General features: G+C 65.9%; 17 protein-coding genes and 1 pseudogene. 13 read left to right on the top strand and 5 right to left on the bottom strand.

Translation table 11 applies throughout. The features are described 5' to 3' along the window. Positions 1-125 precede the first annotated feature (125 nt). The 8 genes from BO1_RS16890 (at position 126) to rng (ending at position 7,668) form a co-directional block, all read left to right on the top strand. Positions 126-854, top strand: coding sequence for a YebC/PmpR family DNA-binding transcriptional regulator (locus BO1_RS16890; protein ID WP_028218567.1), 729 nt, complete (start codon positions 126-128; stop codon positions 852-854). Between the two features lie 148 nt (positions 855-1,002). Next, positions 1,003-2,277: a phosphoribosylamine--glycine ligase gene (gene purD, locus BO1_RS16895; protein ID WP_028218568.1), complete on the top strand. Its 1,275-nt coding sequence runs from the start codon at positions 1,003-1,005 to the stop codon at positions 2,275-2,277. Between the two features lie 411 nt (positions 2,278-2,688). Further along, on the top strand, positions 2,689-3,651 hold the full coding sequence (gene hemF / locus BO1_RS61170) for an oxygen-dependent coproporphyrinogen oxidase (protein ID WP_043285122.1): 963 nt from the start codon (positions 2,689-2,691) through the stop codon (positions 3,649-3,651). A gap of 4 nt (positions 3,652-3,655) precedes the next feature. Further along, positions 3,656-4,432, top strand: a complete 777-nt coding sequence (locus BO1_RS16905) for a nicotinate-nucleotide adenylyltransferase (RefSeq protein ID WP_043285124.1) — start codon at positions 3,656-3,658, stop codon at positions 4,430-4,432. Between the two features lie 2 nt (positions 4,433-4,434). Then, a complete protein-coding gene (rsfS, locus tag BO1_RS16910) occupies positions 4,435-4,899 on the top strand; it encodes a ribosome silencing factor (protein WP_028218571.1) in 465 nt (154 codons plus the stop codon). 101 nt (positions 4,900-5,000) lie between these two features. Beyond that, positions 5,001-5,471 carry a 23S rRNA (pseudouridine(1915)-N(3))-methyltransferase RlmH gene (gene rlmH / locus BO1_RS16915; RefSeq protein WP_028218572.1) on the top strand — a complete coding sequence of 157 codons (471 nt, stop codon included), beginning with the start codon at positions 5,001-5,003 and terminating at the stop codon, positions 5,469-5,471. A 95-nt stretch (positions 5,472-5,566) separates the two neighbouring features. Beyond that, positions 5,567-6,190, top strand: coding sequence for a Maf family protein (locus tag BO1_RS16920; RefSeq protein ID WP_028218573.1), 624 nt, complete (start codon positions 5,567-5,569; stop codon positions 6,188-6,190). An 8-nt stretch (positions 6,191-6,198) separates the two neighbouring features. Continuing rightward, on the top strand, positions 6,199-7,668 hold the full coding sequence (rng, locus tag BO1_RS16925) for a ribonuclease G (protein ID WP_028218574.1): 1,470 nt from the start codon (positions 6,199-6,201) through the stop codon (positions 7,666-7,668). Positions 7,669-7,726: 58 nt separating this feature from the next. On the opposite strand, the gene BO1_RS16930 is transcribed toward rng, so the two are convergent. Then, the gene (locus BO1_RS16930; protein WP_156992296.1) at positions 7,727-8,209 is read right to left on the bottom strand and encodes a hypothetical protein; all 483 of its coding nucleotides are present in this window, start codon (positions 8,207-8,209) and stop codon (positions 7,727-7,729) included. Positions 8,210-8,654: 445 nt separating this feature from the next. On the opposite strand from BO1_RS16930, the pseudogene BO1_RS51375 reads away from it, so the two are divergent. From BO1_RS51375 to mnmH, 3 genes and pseudogenes are all read left to right on the top strand, one after another. Next, a pseudogene (locus BO1_RS51375) lies at positions 8,655-8,952 on the top strand (DNA-binding protein). Further along, positions 8,952-9,260 carry a helix-turn-helix domain-containing protein gene (locus tag BO1_RS16945; protein ID WP_028218577.1) on the top strand — a complete coding sequence of 103 codons (309 nt, stop codon included), beginning with the start codon at positions 8,952-8,954 and terminating at the stop codon, positions 9,258-9,260. The pseudogene BO1_RS51375 and the gene BO1_RS16945 overlap by 1 nt, the downstream one beginning before the upstream one ends. 81 nt (positions 9,261-9,341) lie before the next feature. Beyond that, positions 9,342-10,427: a tRNA 2-selenouridine(34) synthase MnmH gene (gene mnmH, locus BO1_RS51380; RefSeq protein WP_043285127.1), complete on the top strand. Its 1,086-nt coding sequence runs from the start codon at positions 9,342-9,344 to the stop codon at positions 10,425-10,427. Between the two features lie 331 nt (positions 10,428-10,758). Here the strand turns inward: mnmH and BO1_RS16955 are convergent, their stop codons facing one another. After that, complete coding sequence (locus BO1_RS16955) at positions 10,759-11,070, bottom strand: DUF4148 domain-containing protein (RefSeq protein WP_028218578.1); 312 nt, start codon at positions 11,068-11,070, stop codon at positions 10,759-10,761. A gap of 232 nt (positions 11,071-11,302) precedes the next feature. Next, positions 11,303-12,388, bottom strand: coding sequence for a glycosyltransferase family 4 protein (locus BO1_RS16960; RefSeq protein WP_028218579.1), 1,086 nt, complete (start codon positions 12,386-12,388; stop codon positions 11,303-11,305). 334 nt (positions 12,389-12,722) lie between these two features. Here BO1_RS16960 and BO1_RS16965 point away from each other — a divergent pair, with 334 nt between their 5' ends. Further along, a complete protein-coding gene (locus BO1_RS16965; RefSeq protein ID WP_043285130.1) occupies positions 12,723-13,994 on the top strand; it encodes an O-antigen ligase family protein in 1,272 nt (423 codons plus the stop codon). 178 nt (positions 13,995-14,172) lie between these two features. Here the strand turns inward: BO1_RS16965 and msbA are convergent, their stop codons facing one another. Further along, a complete protein-coding gene (gene msbA / locus BO1_RS16970; protein WP_028218581.1) occupies positions 14,173-15,924 on the bottom strand; it encodes a lipid A export permease/ATP-binding protein MsbA in 1,752 nt (583 codons plus the stop codon). A gap of 319 nt (positions 15,925-16,243) precedes the next feature. On the opposite strand from msbA, the gene BO1_RS16975 reads away from it, so the two are divergent. Then, on the top strand, positions 16,244-17,068 hold the full coding sequence (locus BO1_RS16975) for a glycosyltransferase family 2 protein (protein ID WP_043285132.1): 825 nt from the start codon (positions 16,244-16,246) through the stop codon (positions 17,066-17,068). Positions 17,069-17,170: 102 nt separating this feature from the next. On the opposite strand, the gene dnaE is transcribed toward BO1_RS16975, so the two are convergent. Then, on the bottom strand, positions 17,171-20,746 hold the full coding sequence (gene dnaE, locus BO1_RS16980; RefSeq protein WP_028218583.1) for a DNA polymerase III subunit alpha: 3,576 nt from the start codon (positions 20,744-20,746) through the stop codon (positions 17,171-17,173). Between the last annotated feature and the right edge of the window lie 151 nt (positions 20,747-20,897).

A 20,897-nucleotide genomic window follows, 5' to 3' on the forward strand; every position in this document is an offset into this window, starting at 1 on the left:
ACACCGGCATGAAGCCACTGGCCGCGCACGTACGAGCGCGACATGCCGCGCCCTGACAAACGTATTGAAAACTGCAGCAACGACAACTGCACCATGCACGCGAAAAGCGTGCGACGGAGAAAGGTATGGCGGGTCATTCGAAATGGGCCAACATCAAGCACAAGAAGGCGGCGGCTGACGCCAAGCGCGGCAAGGTCTGGACACGGCTCATCAAGGAAATCCAGGTTGCGGCGCGCATGGGCGGCGGCGAGGTCGACTCGAACCCGCGCCTGCGTCTGGCCGTGGACAAGGCCTATGACGCCAACATGCCCAAGGACAACATCAACCGCGCGATCCAGCGCGGCGTGGGCGGCGTGGACGGCGCGAACTACGAGGAAATCCGCTACGAAGGCTACGGCATCGGCGGCGCGGCCATCATCGTCGACACCATGACCGACAACCGCACCCGCACCGTCGCGGAAGTGCGCCACGCGTTCTCGAAGTTCGGCGGCAACATGGGCACCGACGGCTCGGTGTCGTTCATGTTCGATCACGTCGGCCAGTTCCTGTTCGCGCCGGGCACGGCCGAAGACAAGCTGATGGACGCCGCGCTCGAAGCGGGCGCCGACGACGTTGTCACGAACGACGACGGCAGCATCGAAGTGATCTGCCCGCCCAACGACTTCCAGAAGGTCAAGGACGCGCTCGAAGGCGCGGGCTTCAAGGCGGAAATGGCCGAAGTCACGATGAAGCCGCAAACGGAAGTCGAATTCACGGGCGACGACGCGGTGAAGATGCAGAAGCTGCTCGACGCGCTCGAAAACCTGGACGACGTCCAGGAGGTGTACACCAACGCGTCGATCGACGAGGAATAAGCGGCATCGGCGCGGGCGAACGCGGGCGAGACCCGGGTTAGCCACCTGGCGGATGGCCGCCCCCGGTTCGCCGCCCTTACGATTTCACGGCCGGCGCATGGGTGCGCCGGCCGCAACTGTTTCTGGTTCTGGTCTTTCGGGGATTTACATGAAGTTACTCGTCGTCGGGTCTGGCGGCCGCGAACATGCGCTGGCGTGGAAGCTTGCGCAGGCGCCGCGCGTCCAGGTCGTCTACGTCGCACCGGGCAACGGCGGCACCGCGCAGGACGAGCGGCTCGCCAACGTCGACATCACGGACATCCATGAGCTCGCCGATTTCGCCGAGCGCGAGCAGATCGCCCTCACCGTGGTCGGGCCGGAAGCCCCGCTCGCGGCCGGCATCGTCAACGTATTCCGCCAGCGCGGCCTGAAGGTGTTCGGCCCGACGAAGGAAGCCGCGCAGCTCGAGAGCTCGAAGGACTTCGCGAAGGCGTTCATGAAGCGCCATAACATCCCCACGGCCGCCTACGAGACCTTCTCGGACGCCGCGGCCGCGCACGCCTACGTCGACAAAAACGGCGCGCCCATCGTGATCAAGGCCGACGGCCTCGCCGCGGGCAAGGGCGTGGTCGTGGCGATGTCGCTGGAAGAAGCGCATCAGGCCATCGACATGATGCTCGCCGACAACAAGCTCGGCGACGCCGGCGCGCGCGTGGTGATCGAGGAATTCCTCGCGGGCGAGGAAGCGAGCTTCATCGTCATGGTGGACGGCAAGCACGTGCTCGCGCTCGCCTCGAGCCAGGACCACAAGCGCCTGCAGGACGGCGACCAGGGCCCGAACACGGGTGGCATGGGCGCCTACTCGCCCGCGCCCATCGTCACGCCGCAGCTGCATGCGCGCGTGATGCGCGAAATCATCCTGCCGACCGTGGCGGGCATGGAGAAGGAAGGCATCCGCTACACGGGCTTCCTCTACGCCGGCCTGATGATCGACGCGCAGGGCAACCCGAAGACGCTCGAGTTCAACTGCCGCATGGGCGACCCGGAAACGCAGCCGATCATGGCGCGCCTGAAGAGCGACTTTTCGAAGGTCGTGGAGCACGCCATTGCGGGCACGCTCGACCAGGTCGAGCTGGACTGGGACCGCCGCACGGCGCTGGGCGTGGTGATGGCCGCGTACAACTACCCGGAGACGCCGCGCAAGGGCGACCGCATCAGCGACATCCCCGCCGAGACCGACGCTTCGGTCACCTTCCACGCGGGCACGCAGATCGTCGACGGCAAGCTCGTGACCGCGGGCGGCCGTGTGCTGTGCGTGGTCGGCCTCGCCGATTCCGTGCGCAGCGCGCAGAACGTCGCGTACGAGACCGTGAACCGCATCTCGTTCGACGGCATGCAGTATCGCCACGACATCGGCTATCGCGCCGCCGGGCGCAAGCAATAAGCCCGTGCAGGACAGGCGCGCGCGGCTCGCGAGCCCGCGCGCTGCCGGTACGCGGCCTGGCGCAACGCGTGATGTGGCATGGCTGCTCGCCGCGTCGCGGCGCCTCGGCCTGGCGGACCACCGGCCCTCGGCCGATCGGCCAGCTAGCCGAACGGCCAGGCGCATGTCGCCGAGCCGCGTCGCACTGAAACCGCCGGTCGCACTATGCCAAACGGGCTACCCGCTGCGCGCGCATCGCATACGCAGCGGGCGTCGCGGCGGCTCCATGCGGTGCATAGCATGGGCGGCATAGCCGCGAAGCCGCGCCGAACGGCGTAAACTTGCCGTTAGCGGGCGCGCCGCGCGTTCCGTACCCCGAATCCGAACCCAATCCTGGCGCAGTGCCGGCCCCGCCGCCTCGCCCGCCCACCAATGACCGAACCGATTCAAAACGGCCCAACCCGCGTGACGCCCGAGGGCGCGAACCATGACAGCGCAGCCGTGCGCGCCTGGCTCTCGGGCCTGCAGACGCAGATCGCCGACACACTCGGCGCCTTCGACGGCACGCCCTTCGCCACCGACACGTGGCAGCGCGAGCCCGGCGAGAAGCTGCGCGGCGGCGGCTGCACGCGCATTCTCGAAGGCGGCCAGTTCTTCGAGCGCGCGGGCATCGGTTTTTCCGACGTCTCGGGCGACGCCCTGCCGCCTTCGGCCACGGCCGCGCGCCCCGAGCTCAACGGGCGCGGCTTCGAGGCGATGGGCGTCTCGCTCGTGCTGCACCCGCGCAATCCGTACTGCCCGACCGTCCACATGAACGTGCGCATGCTGCTCGCCACCAAAGCGGGCGAGGCGCCGGTGTTCTGGTTCGGCGGCGGCATGGACCTCACGCCCTACTACGGCTTCGAAGAGGACGCGCAGCATTTCCACCGCGTCTGCCGCGACGCGCTCGCGCCCTTCGGCAGCGATTTGTATCCGCGCTTCAAGCGCTGGTGCGACGAGTACTTCTTCCTCAAGCACCGCAACGAGGCGCGCGGCGTGGGCGGGATCTTCTTCGACGACTACGCCGAAGGCGGCTTCGAGCAGGCATTCGCGATGCTCAGGAGCGTGGGCGAAGGTTTCCTGAAGGCGTACCTGCCGATCATCGAAAAGCGCCGCGCAGCGCCATATGGCGAAGCCGAGCGCGAATTCCAGGCGTACCGGCGCGGCCGCTACGTCGAGTTCAACCTCGTCTGGGACCGCGGCACGCACTTCGGCCTGCAAAGCGGCGGGCGCACCGAGTCGATCCTCATGTCGATGCCGCCCTCCGCCAGCTGGCGCTACGACTGGCAGCCGCAGCCGGGCACGCCGGAAGCGCGCCTGTATACGGACTTTCTGCCGGTGCGCGACTGGGTCTGACACCGTGACGCAAGACTTGACCGTCCCCGCGAATGCGCCAACCAGTGCGCCAGGCAACGAACCCGGCGGTGCAACCTGCAACGCGCCCGCGCGCCGCGTCGGCCTGCTCGGCGGCACGTTCGATCCGATCCACGAGGGCCATCTCGCGCTCGCGCGCCAGTTCGTGCGCGTGCTCGGCCTCACCGAGCTGATCCTGCTGCCCGCCGGCCAGCCCTGGCAGAAGCCCGAGGTGAGCGCCGCGAAGCATCGCCTCGCGATGACGCGCGCGGCGGCCGCCTCGCTCGTGCTGCCGGGCGTGACGGTGAGCGTCGACACCGACGAGATCGAGCACGACGGCCCCACCTATACGGTCGAGACGCTGCGCCGCTGGCGCGCGAAGAGCGAGAGCAACGCGCAGGCGGCGCTCACGCTCCTGATGGGCGCCGATCAGCTGTTGCATCTCGATTCGTGGCACGAGTGGCGCGAGCTGTTCGCGCTCGCGCATCTGGGCGTGGCGAGCCGCCCAGGCTTCGATTTCGCGGCGCTGCCGCCCGCCGTGGCTGCCGAAGTGGCCGCGCGGCGCGCCGGCGCCGCAACGCTCGCAGCCACGCGCTGCGGGCACTTGCTGATCGACGAAACGCTCGCGCTCGACATCTCGGCCACCGAGATCCGGCGCGAACTCAAAACCTGCGTGGAAACGCGGGTAGCAACAGCACAACGCGGCGGCACCGCCGCCGAAAAGATTCCCGCGGCAGTGTGGGACTATATCCTTCAACATCATTTGTACAGGCACCACGGGTAAACATGGACATCCGCAAACTTCAACGCGCCATCGTCGACGGTCTGGAAGACGTCAAGGCACAGGACATCCGCGTCTTCAACACGAGCCATCTGACCGAACTGTTCGACCGCGTGGTCGTCGCGAGCGGCACCTCGAACCGCCAGACCAAGGCGCTCGCCAACAGCGTGCGCGAGAAGGTCAAGGAAGTCGGCGGCGACATCGTCAGCACCGAAGGCGAGGACATCGGCGAATGGGTGCTGGTCGATTGCGGCGACGCGGTCGTCCACATCCTGCAGCCCGCGCTGCGCCAGTACTACAACCTCGAGGAAATCTGGGGCGACAAGCCGGTGCGCGTGAAGCTCGCGAACAACACGGGCTTCGTGGGCGCGCGTCCGAGCGAGCCGATCGACGACGACGAGGACGAGCTCGACGCGCCCGCCGTGAAGAAGCCCGCGCGCAAAGCCGCATCGCGCCGCAGCGCGAAGTAAGTCCGCCAACAACGCGAAGTGGACGCGCATGGCGCACGAGCCAGGTACACCGCGAGCGCACAACGTGCTCGCAAGCGCGTCACACGCATTCGTTTAGCACAATGAAACTGCATATCGTCGCCGTTGGCCACAAGATGCCGGACTGGGTGGCAGAGGGCTTCGAGGAGTACACGAAGCGCATGCCGCCCGAGCTGCGCATCGAGTTGCGCGAAGTGAAGCCCGAGCAGCGCTCGTCGGGCCGTTCCGCGGAAAGCGTGATGGCCGCCGAGCGCACGCGCATCGAAGCGGCGTTGCCGAAGAACGCGCGCATCGTCGCGCTCGACGAGCGCGGCAAGGACTGGACCACGATGCAGCTCGCCCAGGCGCTGCCCGGATGGCAGCAGGACGGGCGCGACGTGGCGTTCCTGATCGGCGGCGCGGACGGGCTCGACCCGCAGCTCAAGGCACGCGCCGACACGCTGCTGCGCCTGTCCTCCCTCACCCTGCCCCATGCGATGGTACGCGTGCTGCTTGCCGAGCAGCTTTACCGCGCGTGGACCATCACGCAGAATCACCCCTATCATCGCGTTTGAAGCGGGCCCGAATGGCGCCCGCCGGATTGCGTCCGTCGTATGTGTGAACCCGCGCGAGCCCGATTTCCGCCTCAACAAGACGTAAAAACGCCCCGATGACCACTACTGCGCCCTATCCGTTCGTCTATCTCGCCTCGCAGAGCCCGCGCCGGCAGGAGCTGCTGCAGCAGCTCGGCGTGCGCTTCGAGCTGCTGCTGCCGCGTCCCGACGAAGACGCCGAATCGCTCGAAGCCGTGCTGCCCGGCGAATCCGCCGCGGTCTACGTCGAGCGCGTGTGCGCCGCGAAAGCCGATGCCGCGCGGGCCCGGCTCGTCGCCGGCGCGCACAAGTACGCGCCGATCCTCACCGCGGACACCACCGTGAGCATCGACGGCCACATTCTCGGCAAGCCGCACGACGCGGCCGACGCCTATGCGATGCTCGAACGGCTCGCGGGCCGCGAGCACGAAGTGCTCACCGCGGTGGCCGTGGTCAATGCCGAAGGCGTCTGCCTGCCGCTTGCGCTTTCGCGCTCGCACGTGCGCTTCGCCCCCGCGATGCCCGCGGCGCTCGCGCGCTATGTCGCGAGCAGCGAGCCGTTCGGCAAGGCCGGCGCATACGGCATCCAGGGGCGCGCCGCCGAGTTCATCGAGCGAATCGACGGGTCCTATTCGGGTATCATGGGTCTGCCACTTTTTGAAACGGCCGCCCTCTTGCGCGCCGCTGGCATCGACTTTTAAAACCAATCATGAACGAAGAAATCCTGATCAACGTCACGCCTCAGGAGACGCGTGTCGCGTTGGTCCAGCAAGGCGCAGTCCAGGAGCTTCATGTCGAGCGCACGCTCTCGCGCGGGCGAGTTGGCAACGTCTATCTCGGCAAGGTCGTGCGCGTGTTGCCGGGCATGCAGTCCGCATTCATCGACATCGGCCTCGAGCGCGCCGCGTTCCTCCATGTAGCTGACATCTGGCATCCGCGCATCGCCGGCGAAGCGCATGCCCCCGTGCATCATCAGCCCATCGAAAAGACCGTATTCGAAGGGCAGACGCTGATGGTCCAGGTCGTCAAGGATCCGATCGGCACCAAGGGCGCGCGGCTGTCGACCCAGGTGAGCATCGCGGGCCGTACGCTCGTCTATCTGCCGCAGGAGCCGCATATCGGCATCTCGCAGAAGATCGAGAGCGAGGCCGAGCGCGAAGCCGTGCGCGCGCGCCTGACCGCCGTGCTGCCCGCCGACGAGAAAGGCGGCTACATCGTGCGCACCATCGCCGAAGACGCGACGAGCGAGGAACTGGCCGCCGATGTCGCCTACCTGCGCAAGACCTGGACGACGATCCTCGCGCAGGCGCAACGCATGCCTGCCACGAGCCTGCTCTATCAAGACCTGAATCTCGCGCAGCGCGTGCTGCGCGACTTCGTGAACGACGAGACCTCGCGCATCCAGGTCGATTCGCGCGAAACGTTCCAGAAGCTCACCGAGTTCGCCACCGAATTCACGCCTGCGGTGCTGCCGACGCTGCATCACTACACGGGTGAGCGGCCGCTCTTCGACCTCTACAACATCGAGGCCGAGATCCAGCGCGCGCTCTCGCGGCGCGTCGATCTCAAGTCGGGCGGCTACCTCGTGATCGACCAGACCGAGGCGATGACGACCATCGACGTGAACACGGGCGGCTACGTGGGCGCGCGCAACTTCGACGACACGATCTTCAAGACCAATCTCGAAGCGGCGCACACCATCGCGCGCCAGTTGCGGCTGCGCAATCTGGGCGGCGTGATCATCATCGACTTCATCGACATGGAGAACATCGAGCATCGCGACCAGGTGCTCGGCGAGCTGAAGAAGGCGCTCTCGCGCGACCGCACGCGCGTGACCGTGAACGGCTTCTCGCAACTCGGGCTCGTGGAGATGACACGCAAGCGCACGCGCGAGTCGCTCGCGCATGTGCTGTGCGAGCCTTGCCCGACGTGCCTTGGCAAGGGGCAGGTGAAGACCGCGCGCACCGTGTGCTATGACGTGTTGCGCGAGATCCTGCGTGAGTCGCGCCAGTTCAATCCGCGCGAGTTTCGCGTGGTGGCGTCGCAGCAGGTGATCGACTTGTTCCTCGAGGAAGAGTCGCAGCATCTCGCGATGCTGATCGATTTCATCGGCAAGCCGGTGTCGCTGCAGGTGGAGTCGAATCTGAGTCAGGAGCAGTACGATATTGTGCTGATGTGAGGCCCCGAAGATCGGGAAAGTGCGCTTCGAATGCGTGGCGAAGCGCGCCGATCGCCGCTCACAGATAGCTCGTGACGACGGATACCAGTACCGGCCCTGTCGCGTGAGACAAGTCGCCGGCATGAAGCCGGATCACCGCGCCGGCACTCCCAATACCGTATCGTCCGTTGTCATCGACCGGGCGTCGATAAGCCGCCCGGTCAGTCGCGCTCACCGACACAGTTGCCGGTGCGGCATGCGTCACGCCCGCGTTGCCTCCAGACTCAACGATCGATACGTCAGCGTAGGCCGTGCTATTTGGCGCGGCGACATAGGCGATGGATATCGTGCCATCCGGTTCGACCGTCCCCGCAGGCGCGCTCGTGCTTGAAGCGCCGGAGAAACGGCCAGGAGCAGCGGTTATCTGGAATGTCGGTTCAACGATCGCACCGCTAAAGTAAATGGTCCCCCCCGTTCCAGCCTGCGCAACGCCGCTAGCCGTGAACAGCATCGAAGCGCCGAGCACCCATTGCCATGCTCTTCGTTCGTGCTTCAATGTCATCGTGCCTCCGTCTGGAAGATTGCGCGTGCCACCCGTCGACGGAGCGCTTCTGCGTATGGCTTAACGGCAAATCACGAGTGAATCCTAGGTAGTGCTAATACTAATTTCAAGATAATCGTTACCGACAGCGTGCACGTCGTTCAGGTCTTCAATCGTGCCTCGCATTGCAAGGAGACCGGAAGCCGCAGATCACGACGAACGCACCGCAGCCCGAACAGAGCGGCCGGCGCAAAAAGTACAAAGGTTTGTCAAAGCAGCACGTGGATCAGTTTTAACTCTCGCCGCAAGGGCAACTCGATCTGCATATCTGGCCAGAATGCAAACTTCAACGCCTCTTGCAGGCTGAAGCCGGCCGTCACCGCGCGAGGCAATCTCTCATCGTGCAACGCGGTTGACCTCCCCACCCTCAACTTGAAAATATACGGGATTCCCGTATAATCCGACAATGCGGACCGTAATCGAAACGCCAACGTTCCAGGAACAAGCGGAGCGTATCTGGTCCGACAACGAGCGCCTCGACTTCATCACCTGGATCGCTTTCAATCCGGACGCGGGGGGATGTGATTCCAGGCGCCGACGGCGCCCGCAAGGTTCGTTGGAAGCGTGCTGGCACCGGTAAGTCTGGCGGTACGCGCAGAATTTATTTCGATCTGACCGATGCGGAAATCGTGTTGCTCATAGCGGTCTATGCCAAGGCGGAGCGCGAGAACATGCTTCCCAAGGACATCCGAAAGGTACTGTGATGAAGGACATCGAGAGAATTGCCAAGGCCATTGAGACCGACGCCGGTGTGCCGCTGCCGGATCTGCGCAAGGCGCTCGAGGAAGCCAAGGGGCGCGTTGGTCGCGTAACCACTCCCGAGCAGATGCTCGTGCGCCAGGCACGCGAAGCATCGGGCATGACCCAGCCGGCGTTTGCCGAATGCATCGGAACGCCAGTTGCCACCCTGCGCGACTGGGAGCAAGGACGCTTTGCGCCTTCGGGAGCCGTGCTGTGCCTGCTGCGCCTGATCATCAAGCATCCCGAACTAATGGCCGAGCTGGCCGCCTGATCTCGTGTTCGTTCTAACGCCTGCCGCCGTATCGCGCCCACCTCGCGCGAAGCCGTCGCACGCACCACCGGAGCACCGCAGTTGAATCACCAGCGCGCCACCCTTTCCCAACTGGGCGAGTTCGACGAGATCGTCGACGTGCGAACGCCGCTCGAATACGCCGAGGACCACGTGCCCGGCGCGATCAATGCCCCCGTGCTCAGCAACGAGGAGCGCGTCATCGTCGGCACGCTGTACAAGGACTCGCCCTTCGAGGCCACGCGCGTGGGCGCGGCGATCGCCGCGCGCAATATCGCCCTGCATCTGGACACGACCTTCGCCGACCGTCCGCGCAACTGGCGACCGCTCATCTACTGCTGGCGCGGCGGCAAGCGCTCGGGCTCGATGACGGCCATGTTCAACATGATCGGCTGGCGCGCGCGGCAGCTCGAAGGCGGCTACAAGACCTACCGGAGCGCCGTGCTCGAGACGCTCGGCACGCTGCCCGCGCAGTTGCGCTATGTCGTGCTCGCCGGGCCCACGGGCAGCGGCAAGACCCGCCTTCTACACGCGCTCGGCAAGGCCGGCGCGCAAACGCTCGATCTCGAGGCGCTCGCCGCGCATCGCGGCTCGCTGCTCGGCGCCCTGCCCACGCGCGCGCAGCCCTCGCAGAAGTCGTTCGACACGGCGCTGGTGCAGCAACTCCATGCGTTCGACCCCGCGCAGCCCATCTTCGTGGAGGCGGAAAGCCGGCGTATCGGCGCGATCACGCTGCCGGTCGCGCTCGTCAATGGCATCCACGCCGCACCCTGTGTCGTGGTCGAAGTGGCGCGCGAGGAACGCGTGACGCTGCTGCTCGAAGATTACGGCCACCTGCTCGGCGACCAGACCTACTTCCGGGAACAATTGCTCAAGCTCACGCCGCTGCATGGGCGCGAGCGCATCGAGTCGTGGTGCCGTCTGCTGGAGGAAGGCCGCCACGCGGAACTGTCCGAGGCGCTCGTGACCGAGCACTACGATCCCGCGTATGCGCGCAGTACGCGCAAGAATTACCCGAAGCTGTCGGCCTCGCCGCGTTTCCTGTTCCATCCGATGACGGGCGACCCGATCGAAGAAGCACGCGCGCTGCTCACGCAACTGCACGGCGAAAATCTGCCTGGAGAAATGCTGGGGCAATCGCCTGGTTGAGCATTCGGGCGGCGCTCGCCCAATGACTGGCTGTCCCGAGGGCAGCCGACGGTTCGATTTCCAGTCCGAGAACGGCCGCCCCACTGTTGGCCACCCCACGGCTCACTGCCCACGGATGACCGCGCCACGGATTGCTGCCCACAGGAAAAAGCGCCCGGGCACCCATTCCGTGCCCGGGCCAAGCCATCGGAGTCCCGACGGTGGAGGTTTCTTGCTGGGCAGGCTGCGTTTCGCAGCGGCATTGCACCGCTCGATTGCCCGCCCGCTGCGTGCGCCTCGTCGCCCTCCCGCGGCGCGACGCTCAGTGTCTCATTTGAGTCGGACTAGCGGCTTAGGGATGCGCGTACATCGCATTCCAGTCTTGGGCCGACACCGTGGCACCACGCACACCCGATTCCGACGCGTTCGCGACACCGCCGTACGCGCTATTGCCGCTTTGCGCGGCCACCTTGGCTTCCGCGGCCTGGATTGCGTCCGGATAGTGCGCTTGATCGCCGTCGCCGACGTGGTAGCCGACCTTCTGCAGTTGCACGAGTTCTTCGCGCACCTGGGCGCGGGTGATGGTCGACTGCGACTGCGCGAACGAAGCGACGGGGACGACGAGTGCAGCGGCAACGGCAACGGCTTGAATCAGGGACTTCATGGTTACGACCTCCAGTTTGTTCAGGACGGTCGACGTGCGACTTGTATGTATGTGCATGCGACCGATGTACGCATCGTATGCCTGTCAACGCTCAGGGTTAACCCTTGAAATCCTATGAGACCTTTCCAGATTCCGGCAGAATGCCCGCGAGCGGCGTATGGCGGAGGTTTACGGCGAAATTGCCCGCTCTGACGCTGGCCGGAGCGAGCTGAATGCGGGCGCAAGGCGCAAACTAGCGGGTCGGGGAAATGTCCGTCACGAGTTCGAGGAGCGCGTCCACGTGGGCTTGCACGCTCGCGTCGTACAGGACGGCGGGATGAGAGCCTGAAGGATTGCCCGGTTCGGCGGCGGATTCGACGCGCTTGCCGCGCGCCGCCACCGCCGTTTCGATCGCGCGGCGCAGATCCGTGGCGTCACCGGGCCGGAACAGGTACTTGGCGCTATCGGCGATGGCGTCGCAGCAGCCGATATTCGAGGAAAAGATCACCGGCGTGCCGCACATGACCGACTCGATGCCGACAAGCCCGAACGGTTCGTAGGTCGACGCGAGAATCGAGTAGTCGGCCGCGCGATAGGCGTTTTCGAGGTCCTTCACATAGCCGATGTAGCGCACGCGCGCGCTCGCGCGTTCGGGCGCGCGGCCCGCCACGGCCACCACCACCGGAAGATCCAGCGCCTCGACCACCTGCTCGATGAGCGGCAAGCCCTTGCGCTCGTGGCTGCTCGACGCAAAGAGCAACACCGTCTCGTGGTCGGCAAATCCATATTGCCTGCGCAGCGCGGCGCGCGTGCCGGCGTCCACGGGTGAGAAGCGTTCGCCATCCACGGGGGGACAGAGCACGCGGATCTTCGCTTCGTCCACGCCATAGAGCTCACGAAGTTCGGCGCTCATGAGGTCGGAATGCGCGACGATCACGCGCGATCGCGCATATTGCTGGCTTTCGAGTGCGATCTGCCGGCTGTCGGAGCCTCGCTGCGTGCGCCCCATCGCGCGCAGAAAGCCGCGGTGCGTGCCGCCGCAGATGGCGATCTCCGAGGAGTCGACCCGGTTGCAGCCGATCAGCACGTCCACGCCCGCCCGGCGGCGCAAGGTGGTGAGCCGCCGCGAGAACCACATGTCGCGCAGCTTGCCCGGCAGCAACGAGACGTTGATGCGGTGCGGCTCCACGAGTGCATATTCAGGGACGGATGGATCGAACTTGCGCGCGAAGAACACGGGCCGCACGCCGCGCGCGGCGAGACCCCGGATGAGGTCCATCGCGTAGCGTTCCAGGCCGCCGCTGTGCTTGAGCGCGTTGCAGGAGATTCCAACCTTCATGACCCGTCCGACTTGTAAATTATTGTGCGCAGATCTCGCGTGGGCCGATTATAAAGCGCCAGTTCCATGCCGCGCCGAAGCCCTCCGCTGGCCCACGTCGACGCACGCCATGGCACACCTTTCATTTACGTGAAAACTCCCGCAACGCGCCACGCGCACTCCCTGTCAGAGCATTCCGCATACCCAAAATGCCCTCCGGTATAATCGACCGGCTTACGGGCCATAGAGCCAGTTTCCCTATGACAGGCTTGCGATGGCCGCGCGGCGCGCATTGGCGCAACTGCCCGGCTATCGACATAACAACTGACTGCCCGTCCGATTTGCGCCGGCCGACATGAATCACGATACGACGACCTATCCTCGCCGCCTGGCTCCAATCGTTACCCTGCTGCTCCTGCTTGGCCCCGCCACGAATCTGGTCTGGCGCGGCGGTACGGGTTACTGCTTCTTCCTGCTGCTGGCGTTCGCGCTCTATGGCGCCTGCGCGTACCGCAAGGACCGCACTTATTTCGCCCCGTGGCGCGAATACCGCTGGTACACCGCCGCCATGCTCGCCCCGCTCGCCGTGGTCGTGCTCCAGCAGTTGCTGCTCGGCTACTGGGCGCCGCACCAGTTCGACGCGCTCTCGCGCCTCACGCTCGCGCTGCCGATCTTCCTGCTGCTCGCCCGCCTGCCTTCGCGCCGCCTCACGGTGCTCGGCTGGGGCTGCGCGCTGGGTGCGCTCGCGGCAAGCGCCTGGGTGATCGTCGACCGCCCGCCCGGCGGCTGGAACGACACGGAGCGCCTCACGAACTACTACACGAATGCGATTCCGTTCGGCGACACCGCCCTGCTGTTCGCGTTCCTCGCGGTGTTCACGTTCGGCTGGGACCGCAAGCTGCGGCCGCTGGCGCTTGTCGTCAAGCTCACTGCGCTCGTCGCGGGCGGCTTCGTCTCGTATCTCTCGGGTACGCGCGGCGGCTGGATCGCGGTGCCCGTGTTCGCGCTGCTGCTCGGCGTGCAGTATGGCTGGTTTTCGCACTGGAAACGCGTGGTCGTGACGCTGGCGCTGCTCGCCGTGGCAGCCGGCGCGTTGTTTTCGACGAGCGGCATTCGCCACCGCGTGGCCGAGGCCGGCTCCGATTTCGCCCTCATGCAGCGCGGTGACAAGGACACCTCGGTGGGCCTGCGCCTGCAACTATGGAACGCCTCGGTGACGCTGTTCGAGCGCCATCCGGTCTACGGCGTGGGCAAGGGACATCTGGAACAGGCACTCGGCGAGCTCGCGCAGCACGGCGAGGCGAGCCAGCAGATCGTCAATGAGCGCGCACACAGCGACTTCTTCTCGGCCATCGCCGAAATGGGTGCCGTGGGCGCGGCGACCCTCTTGCTGCTCTACTTCGGAACGTCGATCTATTTCTGGCGCGCGTGCCGCGCCGCCGATGCGGTGATCCGTACCGCCGGCTGCAGCGGCCTGGCGGTGTCGTTCAGCACGATCCTCTTCGGGCTCACGATCGACGTGCTCGTGCCGATTCAGGTCGTTGTCCTGATCGCCCTGCTCACCGCCACCTTCCTCGCGGTCATCGTGTCGCGCAAGCGCGAACTTGCAAACGGCATCGCGGACTGAACCCGCAAGCTCTACCACGAACCTGCTCTTAAGCCTGAGGCACCCTCCTGGGTGCCTCAGGTGATGCCGCGAGCCCGTCCCAGCGGCCGCTACACACGGGCCGCCGGACTCGACGGCTCAGAGTCGCCTGCACAGAGCACAGCGCGGCGCACCCGGACATCGGGCGCCCCTCCACCACTCAGGCCGCGTTCTGCTGGAACTGGATCTTGTGCAGGTGCGCGTACAGCCCGCGCTGTTCGAGCAGCTGCTGATGCGAGCCGCGCTCGACGATGCGACCCGCTTCCATCACGAGAATGCGGTCCGCGCGCTCGATGGTCGAGAGCCGGTGCGCGATCACAAGCGTCGTACGGCCCTTCATCAGCGTTTCGAGCGCCGCCTGCACGTGGCGTTCCGACTCCGAATCGAGCGCGGACGTCGCCTCGTCGAGAATCAGGATCGGCGCGTCCTTGTAGATCGCGCGCGCGATCGCCAGACGCTGCCGCTGCCCGCCCGAGAGCTTCATGCCGTTGTCGCCGACCAGCGTGTCGATGCCGTCGGGCAGCGCCGCGATCGTGTCCCAGAGGTTGGCCGCGCGCAGCGCCTCTTCCACGCGTGTCGGGTCGGCCTGCTCGCCGTAGGCCACGTTGCTCGCGACCGTGTCGTTGAAGAGCGTCACGTCCTGGCTCACCATCGCCATCTGGCTGCGCAGCGCGTGGATGTCGTACTCCGGCAGCGGCACGCCGTCGACGAGAATCTCGCCGCCGCTCGGATCGAAAAAGCGCGGCAACAGGTTCACGAGCGTGGTCTTGCCGCTGCCCGACGGGCCCGCCAGCGCGATCATCTCGCCGGGCGCCGCGCTGAATGTCACGTTTTCGAGGATCGGCCTGCCGTTCCCATAATCGAACGAGACGCTGCGGAATTCGATCTCGCCACGTGCGCGCTCGAGCGGCTTGCCGCCGCCCGTGGGCTCGGCAGGCTCGTCGATCAGCCCGAAGATGAGCTCGGCGGCCGTCATGCCGCGCTGCAGCGGCTGGTTCACGTCAATCAGGTGCTTGAGCGGGGAAATCACGAGCAGCATCGAGGTGACGAAGGCGACAAAACCGCCCACGGTCGTCTGGTCGTGCGAGGCCTGCACCACCGCGATCGTCACGACGATCGCCAGCGCGATCGAGGCGAGGAACTGCGTGAGCGGCTGCGCGAGACCACCGGAGATCGTCATGCGCATCTGATAGCCGCGCAGGCGCTTGCTCATCTCGCCGAAGCGGTCCATTTCGTACTGCTCGCCGTTGTGAACCTTGACGACCTTGTAGCCGCCCACGGTTTCTTCGACGATGTAGGACAGCTCGTTCGTGAGCGCCTGGTGCTCGCGGTTCAGGCGGCGCAGGCGCCGGTTGATCTTGCTGACGAGCCAGCCGATGGCCGGCAGCAGCACCGCCACGATCAGCGTGAGGCGCCAGTTGAGGATGAACAGGTAGCCGAGCAGGAAGACGACCGTGAGCGAGTCGCGCACGGCAGTGACCAGCACGCTCAACAGCACGCCGAGGATCTGGTTGACCTCGAACACGATCGCGTTGATGACGGTACTCGCCGTCTCGCGCTGGAAGAAGCCGACGCTCGCATGGATCATGCGCTCGAACATTTTCAGGCGCAGCTCGAGCAGGATCCGGTTGGACACGTACTGGAGCAGGTAGCCGGACGCGTACTGCGCGAGGCCGCGCACCAGCGAAAGGCCGATCACGGCACTGGGCACGATCCACTTGGCGCTCGGGCTGCCCTTGGTGCCGAAGCCGTGGTCGAGCAGCGGCTTGAGCAGCGCCGGAATGCCAGCCTCCGTCGCGGCCACGATGGCCAGCGTGAGGATGGCCGCGATCGACACCCAGATGAGCGGCTTGATATACGGCCACAGGCGCCGTCCAACCGACGCGGGATTCGACTTCGCGCCGGTGCCGATCGGCTTGCTGAGGGTGGATTGTCGGGACGTCTCGCTCAAGGAATCCTCTGGAAAGGCGGGTGCTGAAAATGCGGGTATCAATGCGGGCGCAACTGGGCTGCCTGCCTTGGGGCGGCCGGCCCGGGCTGCCTGCCGTTCCGCAGCAGCCGACCGTCTGACGGACGGTCCGGCGGCGCGGTACGCATTGTATACGCTTGGCGCAGGCGCGCCCGACGCGAAGCGCATCGTCTAGAATACGCACCTTCGCGTCAGGCCGGTCCCCGGCGGGCGCGGCGCGGCTCACCGCTTCCGACATTCCTCCAGAACAGGCGTCCTTTCCATGTCCGACGGACTTTCTCCGACCCGCCCAGGCCGCGAAGCCAGCGGCACGCCGCGCGCCACGCTTTCGGTCATTGTGGTGGCGATGAACGAGGCGCACGACATCCGCGACTGCCTCGAATCGGTGCGCGGGCTCGCGATGGAAACCATCGTGTTCGATTCCGGCAGCACCGACGGCACGCCCGATATCTGCCGCGCGCTCGGCGCGCGCGTGTTCGAGACCGACTGGCCCGGCGACGGCCCGCAGAAGAACCGGGCGCTGGCCGAGGCGCGCGGCGACTGGGTCATCTGCCTCGACGCCGACGAGCGCCTGAGCCCCGAGCTGCGCGCCGAGCTCGAGCGCCTGCTCGCCGAAGGCACGACGCACGCCGCGTTCAGCACGCCGCGCCGCTCGAGCTTCTGCGGGCGCTTCATGAAGCACTCGGGCTGGTGGCCCGACCGCATCGAGCGCCTGTTCCGGCGTGGCAGCGCGCGCTTCACCGACGTGCGCACGCACACGCACCTCGAAATTAAGGGCACGATCGGACGCTTCGACGGCCCGATCATCCATATTTCGATGCCGGACTTGCATGAAGCGCTCGAAAAGACCAATGCCTATTCGACGGCCGGCGCGCTGACGATGGCCGAGAACGGCAAGCGCTCGTCGCTTGGCAAGGCGCTCGGCAAGGGTTTCTGGGCGTTCTTTCGGACCTGGGTGATTCGCGCGGGCTTTCTCGACGGCGCCGAGGGGCTGATGCTCGCGATCAACAACGCCGAGACGACGTACTACCGCTACGCCAAGCTCGCGCTGCTCACGCGCGACGGCAAGGTCGCGAAGAAACGCTGAATCCGGGGAAAGTGTGGGTGTTCGGTGCCGCATGAGGCGGAACGCGAAGAAGTGAAACAAGCGGCACGAGCGGCCAGTGCCGCTCGTGCAGCGTAGACACCGTCAATAGACGATCTCGATTGAGCTGCCTGCAAACTCGCCGCGCAGCGCGGCGATGAGTTCGTCGGTGGGCTTCACGCGCCACGCGTCACCCAAGCGGACCTCGCCTTGCGCGCGTTCGTTGCTGTAGACGATCTGCACCGCGAGGCCGTTCGGAATGGCCACCTGCTCGCGCTCGCGGCTCCGGCCGCCGTAACCACCGCCGCCATCGCGGCCGCCACGTCCGCGAGTTTCCACCACGGGCGCGGGCAGCGAGTCGTCGGGCTTCGCGCGATGCGCCTCGAGCACCGTGCGCAGCGCACTCGCGTTGGCGTTGCCGTTCATCTGCACCTTCACGGCCTGCGCGTAGCGGCTGCGGGCGCGCTCCAGATCCATCACGGTGTCCACCGTGAAGCGGATGCCGCCCGTGAACGCGTCGTTGCGCGCCCCGCCCTGCACGACCAGCAGCTCGTCTTCCTTGAAGAGCGCCTTGTGCGCCTCGTATTGCTCGTTGAACACCGTCACTTCGCACTGGCCGGTGCCGTCATCGAGCAGCGCGATCAGCATCTTGCCGCGCTGGGTCATCTGCGTGCGCAGCGAGGCGATCACACCGGCGACGAGCTTGTCGCGTCCTTCCTTGAGCTCGCCGATCTTCTGGCGCACGAAGCGCCGCACTTCGTCCTTGTAGGCGTCGAAGAGGTGACCGGACAGATAGAAGCCGAGCGCGCCCTTCTCTTCCTGCAGCCTGCGCTTGTCGCCCCAGGCGGGCTCGTCCACCAGCTCGTGCGCGGCCAACGGCGCGTCGCCCATGTCGAACAGACCCGCCTGCATGGCGTTGGCGCTCGCCTGGTCGGCGGCCTCCATCGCCATCGGCACGGAGGCGAGCAACTGCGCGCGATTCGCATGCATCGTGTCGAACGCGCCCGCGCGGATCATCGCTTCGATCGTGCGGCGGTTCACGAGACGGCGGTCGATGCGCTCGCAGAAGTCGAACAGGTCCTTGAAGAGGCCGCCCTCTTCGCGCGCGCGCAAGATTTCTTCGATGGCGTTCTGGCCGCTGCCCTTGATCGCGCCAAGGCCATAGCGGATCGTGCGCGATCGCTTGCCTTCCGCCACGTTGGCGTCGGACACCGGCTCGAAGCGATACGCCGACGCGTTGACGTCAGGCGGCAGCACCTTGATGCCGTTCGTGATGCAGTCTTCGAAGAGGATCTTGACCTTGTCGGTATCGTCCATGGCGAGCGACATGTTGGCCGCCATGAATTCCGCCGGATGGTGCGCCTTGAGCCACGCCGTGTGATAAGCGAGGAGCGCGTAGGCCGCCGCGTGCGACTTGTTGAAGCCGTAGCCCGCGAACTTCTCCATCAAGTCGAAGGTCTCGTCGGCCTTCTCGCGCGTGAGACCGTTCTTTGCCGCGCCTTCCGCGAAGATCTCGCGGTGTTTGGCCATTTCCTCGGGCTTCTTCTTGCCCATCGCGCGACGCAGCAAGTCGGCGCCGCCGAGCGAGTAGCCGCCGATGATCTGCGCCATCTGCATCACCTGCTCCTGATAGACCATGATGCCGTAGGTCTCTTTCAGGACAGGCTCGACGCGCGGATCGGGATACTCCACCACTTCGCGGCCGTGCTTACGCGCGCAGAAGCTCGGGATCAGGTCCATCGGGCCCGGACGGTACAAGGCCACGAGCGCGATGATGTCCTCGAAGCGGTCGGGCTGCGCGTCCTTCAACATGCCCTGCATGCCGCGGCTTTCCAGCTGGAACACGGCAACCGTGTTGGCCTTCTTGAGGATCTGGAACGACGGCGCATCGTCGAGCGGCACCTGCGCGAGCGACCAGTCTTTCTTCGACGGATCGAGCATGCGGATATAGCGCTCGGCCCAGTCGAGAATCGTGAGCGTGGTCAGGCCCAGAAAGTCGAACTTCACGAGGCCGACGGCTTCCACGTCGTCCTTGTCGTACTGGCTCACGACGCCGCTTTCGTCGCCCTGCGTGTAGAGCGGGCAGAAGTCGGTGAGCTTGCCGGGCGCGATCAGCACGCCGCCCGCGTGCATGCCCACGTTACGCGTGAGACCTTCCACGAGCTGCGCGAGGTCGAGCAGCTGGTGCACTTCGTCTTCGTTGTCGTAGCGCTCCTGCAGGAGCGGCTCTTCCTTCATCGCATCGGCAATCGTGACGTGCTTGCCCGGCTTGAACGGGATGAGCTTGGCCACGCCGTCGGTGAAGTTGTAGCCGAGATCGAGCACGCGGCCGATATCGCGCACGGCCGCCTTTGCGGCCATGGTGCCGAAGGTGGCGATCTGCGAGACCGCATCGGCGCCGTACTTCTCCTTCACGTACTGAATGACGCGGTCGCGCCCGTGCTGGCAGAAGTCAATGTCGAAGTCGGGCATCGAAACGCGTTCCGGATTCAGGAAGCGCTCGAAGAGCAGGTTATAGCGCAGCGGGTCGAGGTCGGTAATGCCGAGCGCGTACGCGACGAGCGAGCCCGCGCCCGAGCCCCGGCCCGGCCCCACCGGCACGCCGTTGTTCTTGGCCCAGTTGATGAAGTCCGCGACGATCAGGAAGTAGCCCGGGAAGCCCATCTTGATGATGGTCCCGCACTCGAAATCGAGACGCTCGTAGTAACGCGCGTGTTCTTTCTCGCGCTCGGCTGCGTCGGGATAAAGCTGCACGAGGCGCTTTTCGAGGCCCTCTTTCGAGAGCTGCACGAGGTAGTCGTCGAGCGACATGCCGTCGGGCGTCGGAAAGAGCGGCAGCTTCGGCTTGCCGAGCTCCAGCGTGAGATTGCAGCGCCGCGCGATTTCAATGGTGTTCGCGATGGCCGAGGGAATGTCCGCGAACAGCGCGGCCATTTCTTCCTGAGTCTGAAAACGCTGGTCGGTCGTGAAGCGCTTCTGGCGGCGCGGGTTCGCGAGGATGTCGCCTTCCGAGATGCACACGCGCGCTTCGTGCGCGGTGTATTCCTCGTGCGTCATGAACTGCATCGGGTGCGTGGCCACCACCGGCAGCTTCAGTTCCGCCGCGATGGCGACGGCCTGCTCGACGTACTGCTCGCTGCCGGGCTGGCCGCAGCGCTGCAGCTCGATGTAATAGCCGTTCGGGAACAGCGTTGCCCAGCGCTGCGCGTGGCGCTTCGCGCTTTCGACGTTGCCCGCGGCGAGCGCGAGGCCCACGTCGCCCTGCTGCGCGCCCGAGATCGCGAGCAGGCCTTCGGCGAGGCCGGCTTCGAGCCATGCGACATCGACTTCCGCGCGGCCGCGATACTGATTCGTGAGCCACGCCTTCGAGAGCAGTTCGCAAAGATTCAGGTAGCCGCGTTTGTCCTTCACGAGCAGCAGCAGACGCGAAGGCTTGTCGCGGTCGTCCGGATTCATGATCCAGACGTCGCAGCCGGCAATGGGTTTGACCCCTTTGCCACGGGCTTCCGTGTAGAAACGAACGAGGCCGAATGCGTTGCCGAGGTCGGTGAGCGCGAGCGCGCCCTGGCCGTCCTTGGCCGCCGCCTTGACGAGGTCGTCGAGGCGCACGATGCCGTCGGCAATCGAGAATTCGGAGTGGACGCGGAGATGGACGAAGCGGGGATCTGACATGGGCGTCATTGTAACTCTACGGTCCGGCGATTTTTGCCGCCGCCTGCTCGTATGACCGCGTGTCGCGCTATGCCGGCCACGCGGCCCGGTCCAAACAGCCTGGGCCATCCGGCCTGGGCCTTGCGCGCCATCAGCAACGCGCGACATGCAACATCACGAA

The sequence above is a fragment of the Paraburkholderia oxyphila NBRC 105797 genome (assembly GCF_000685075.1).
Taxonomy (GTDB): Bacteria; Pseudomonadota; Gammaproteobacteria; order Burkholderiales; family Burkholderiaceae; genus Paraburkholderia; species Paraburkholderia oxyphila.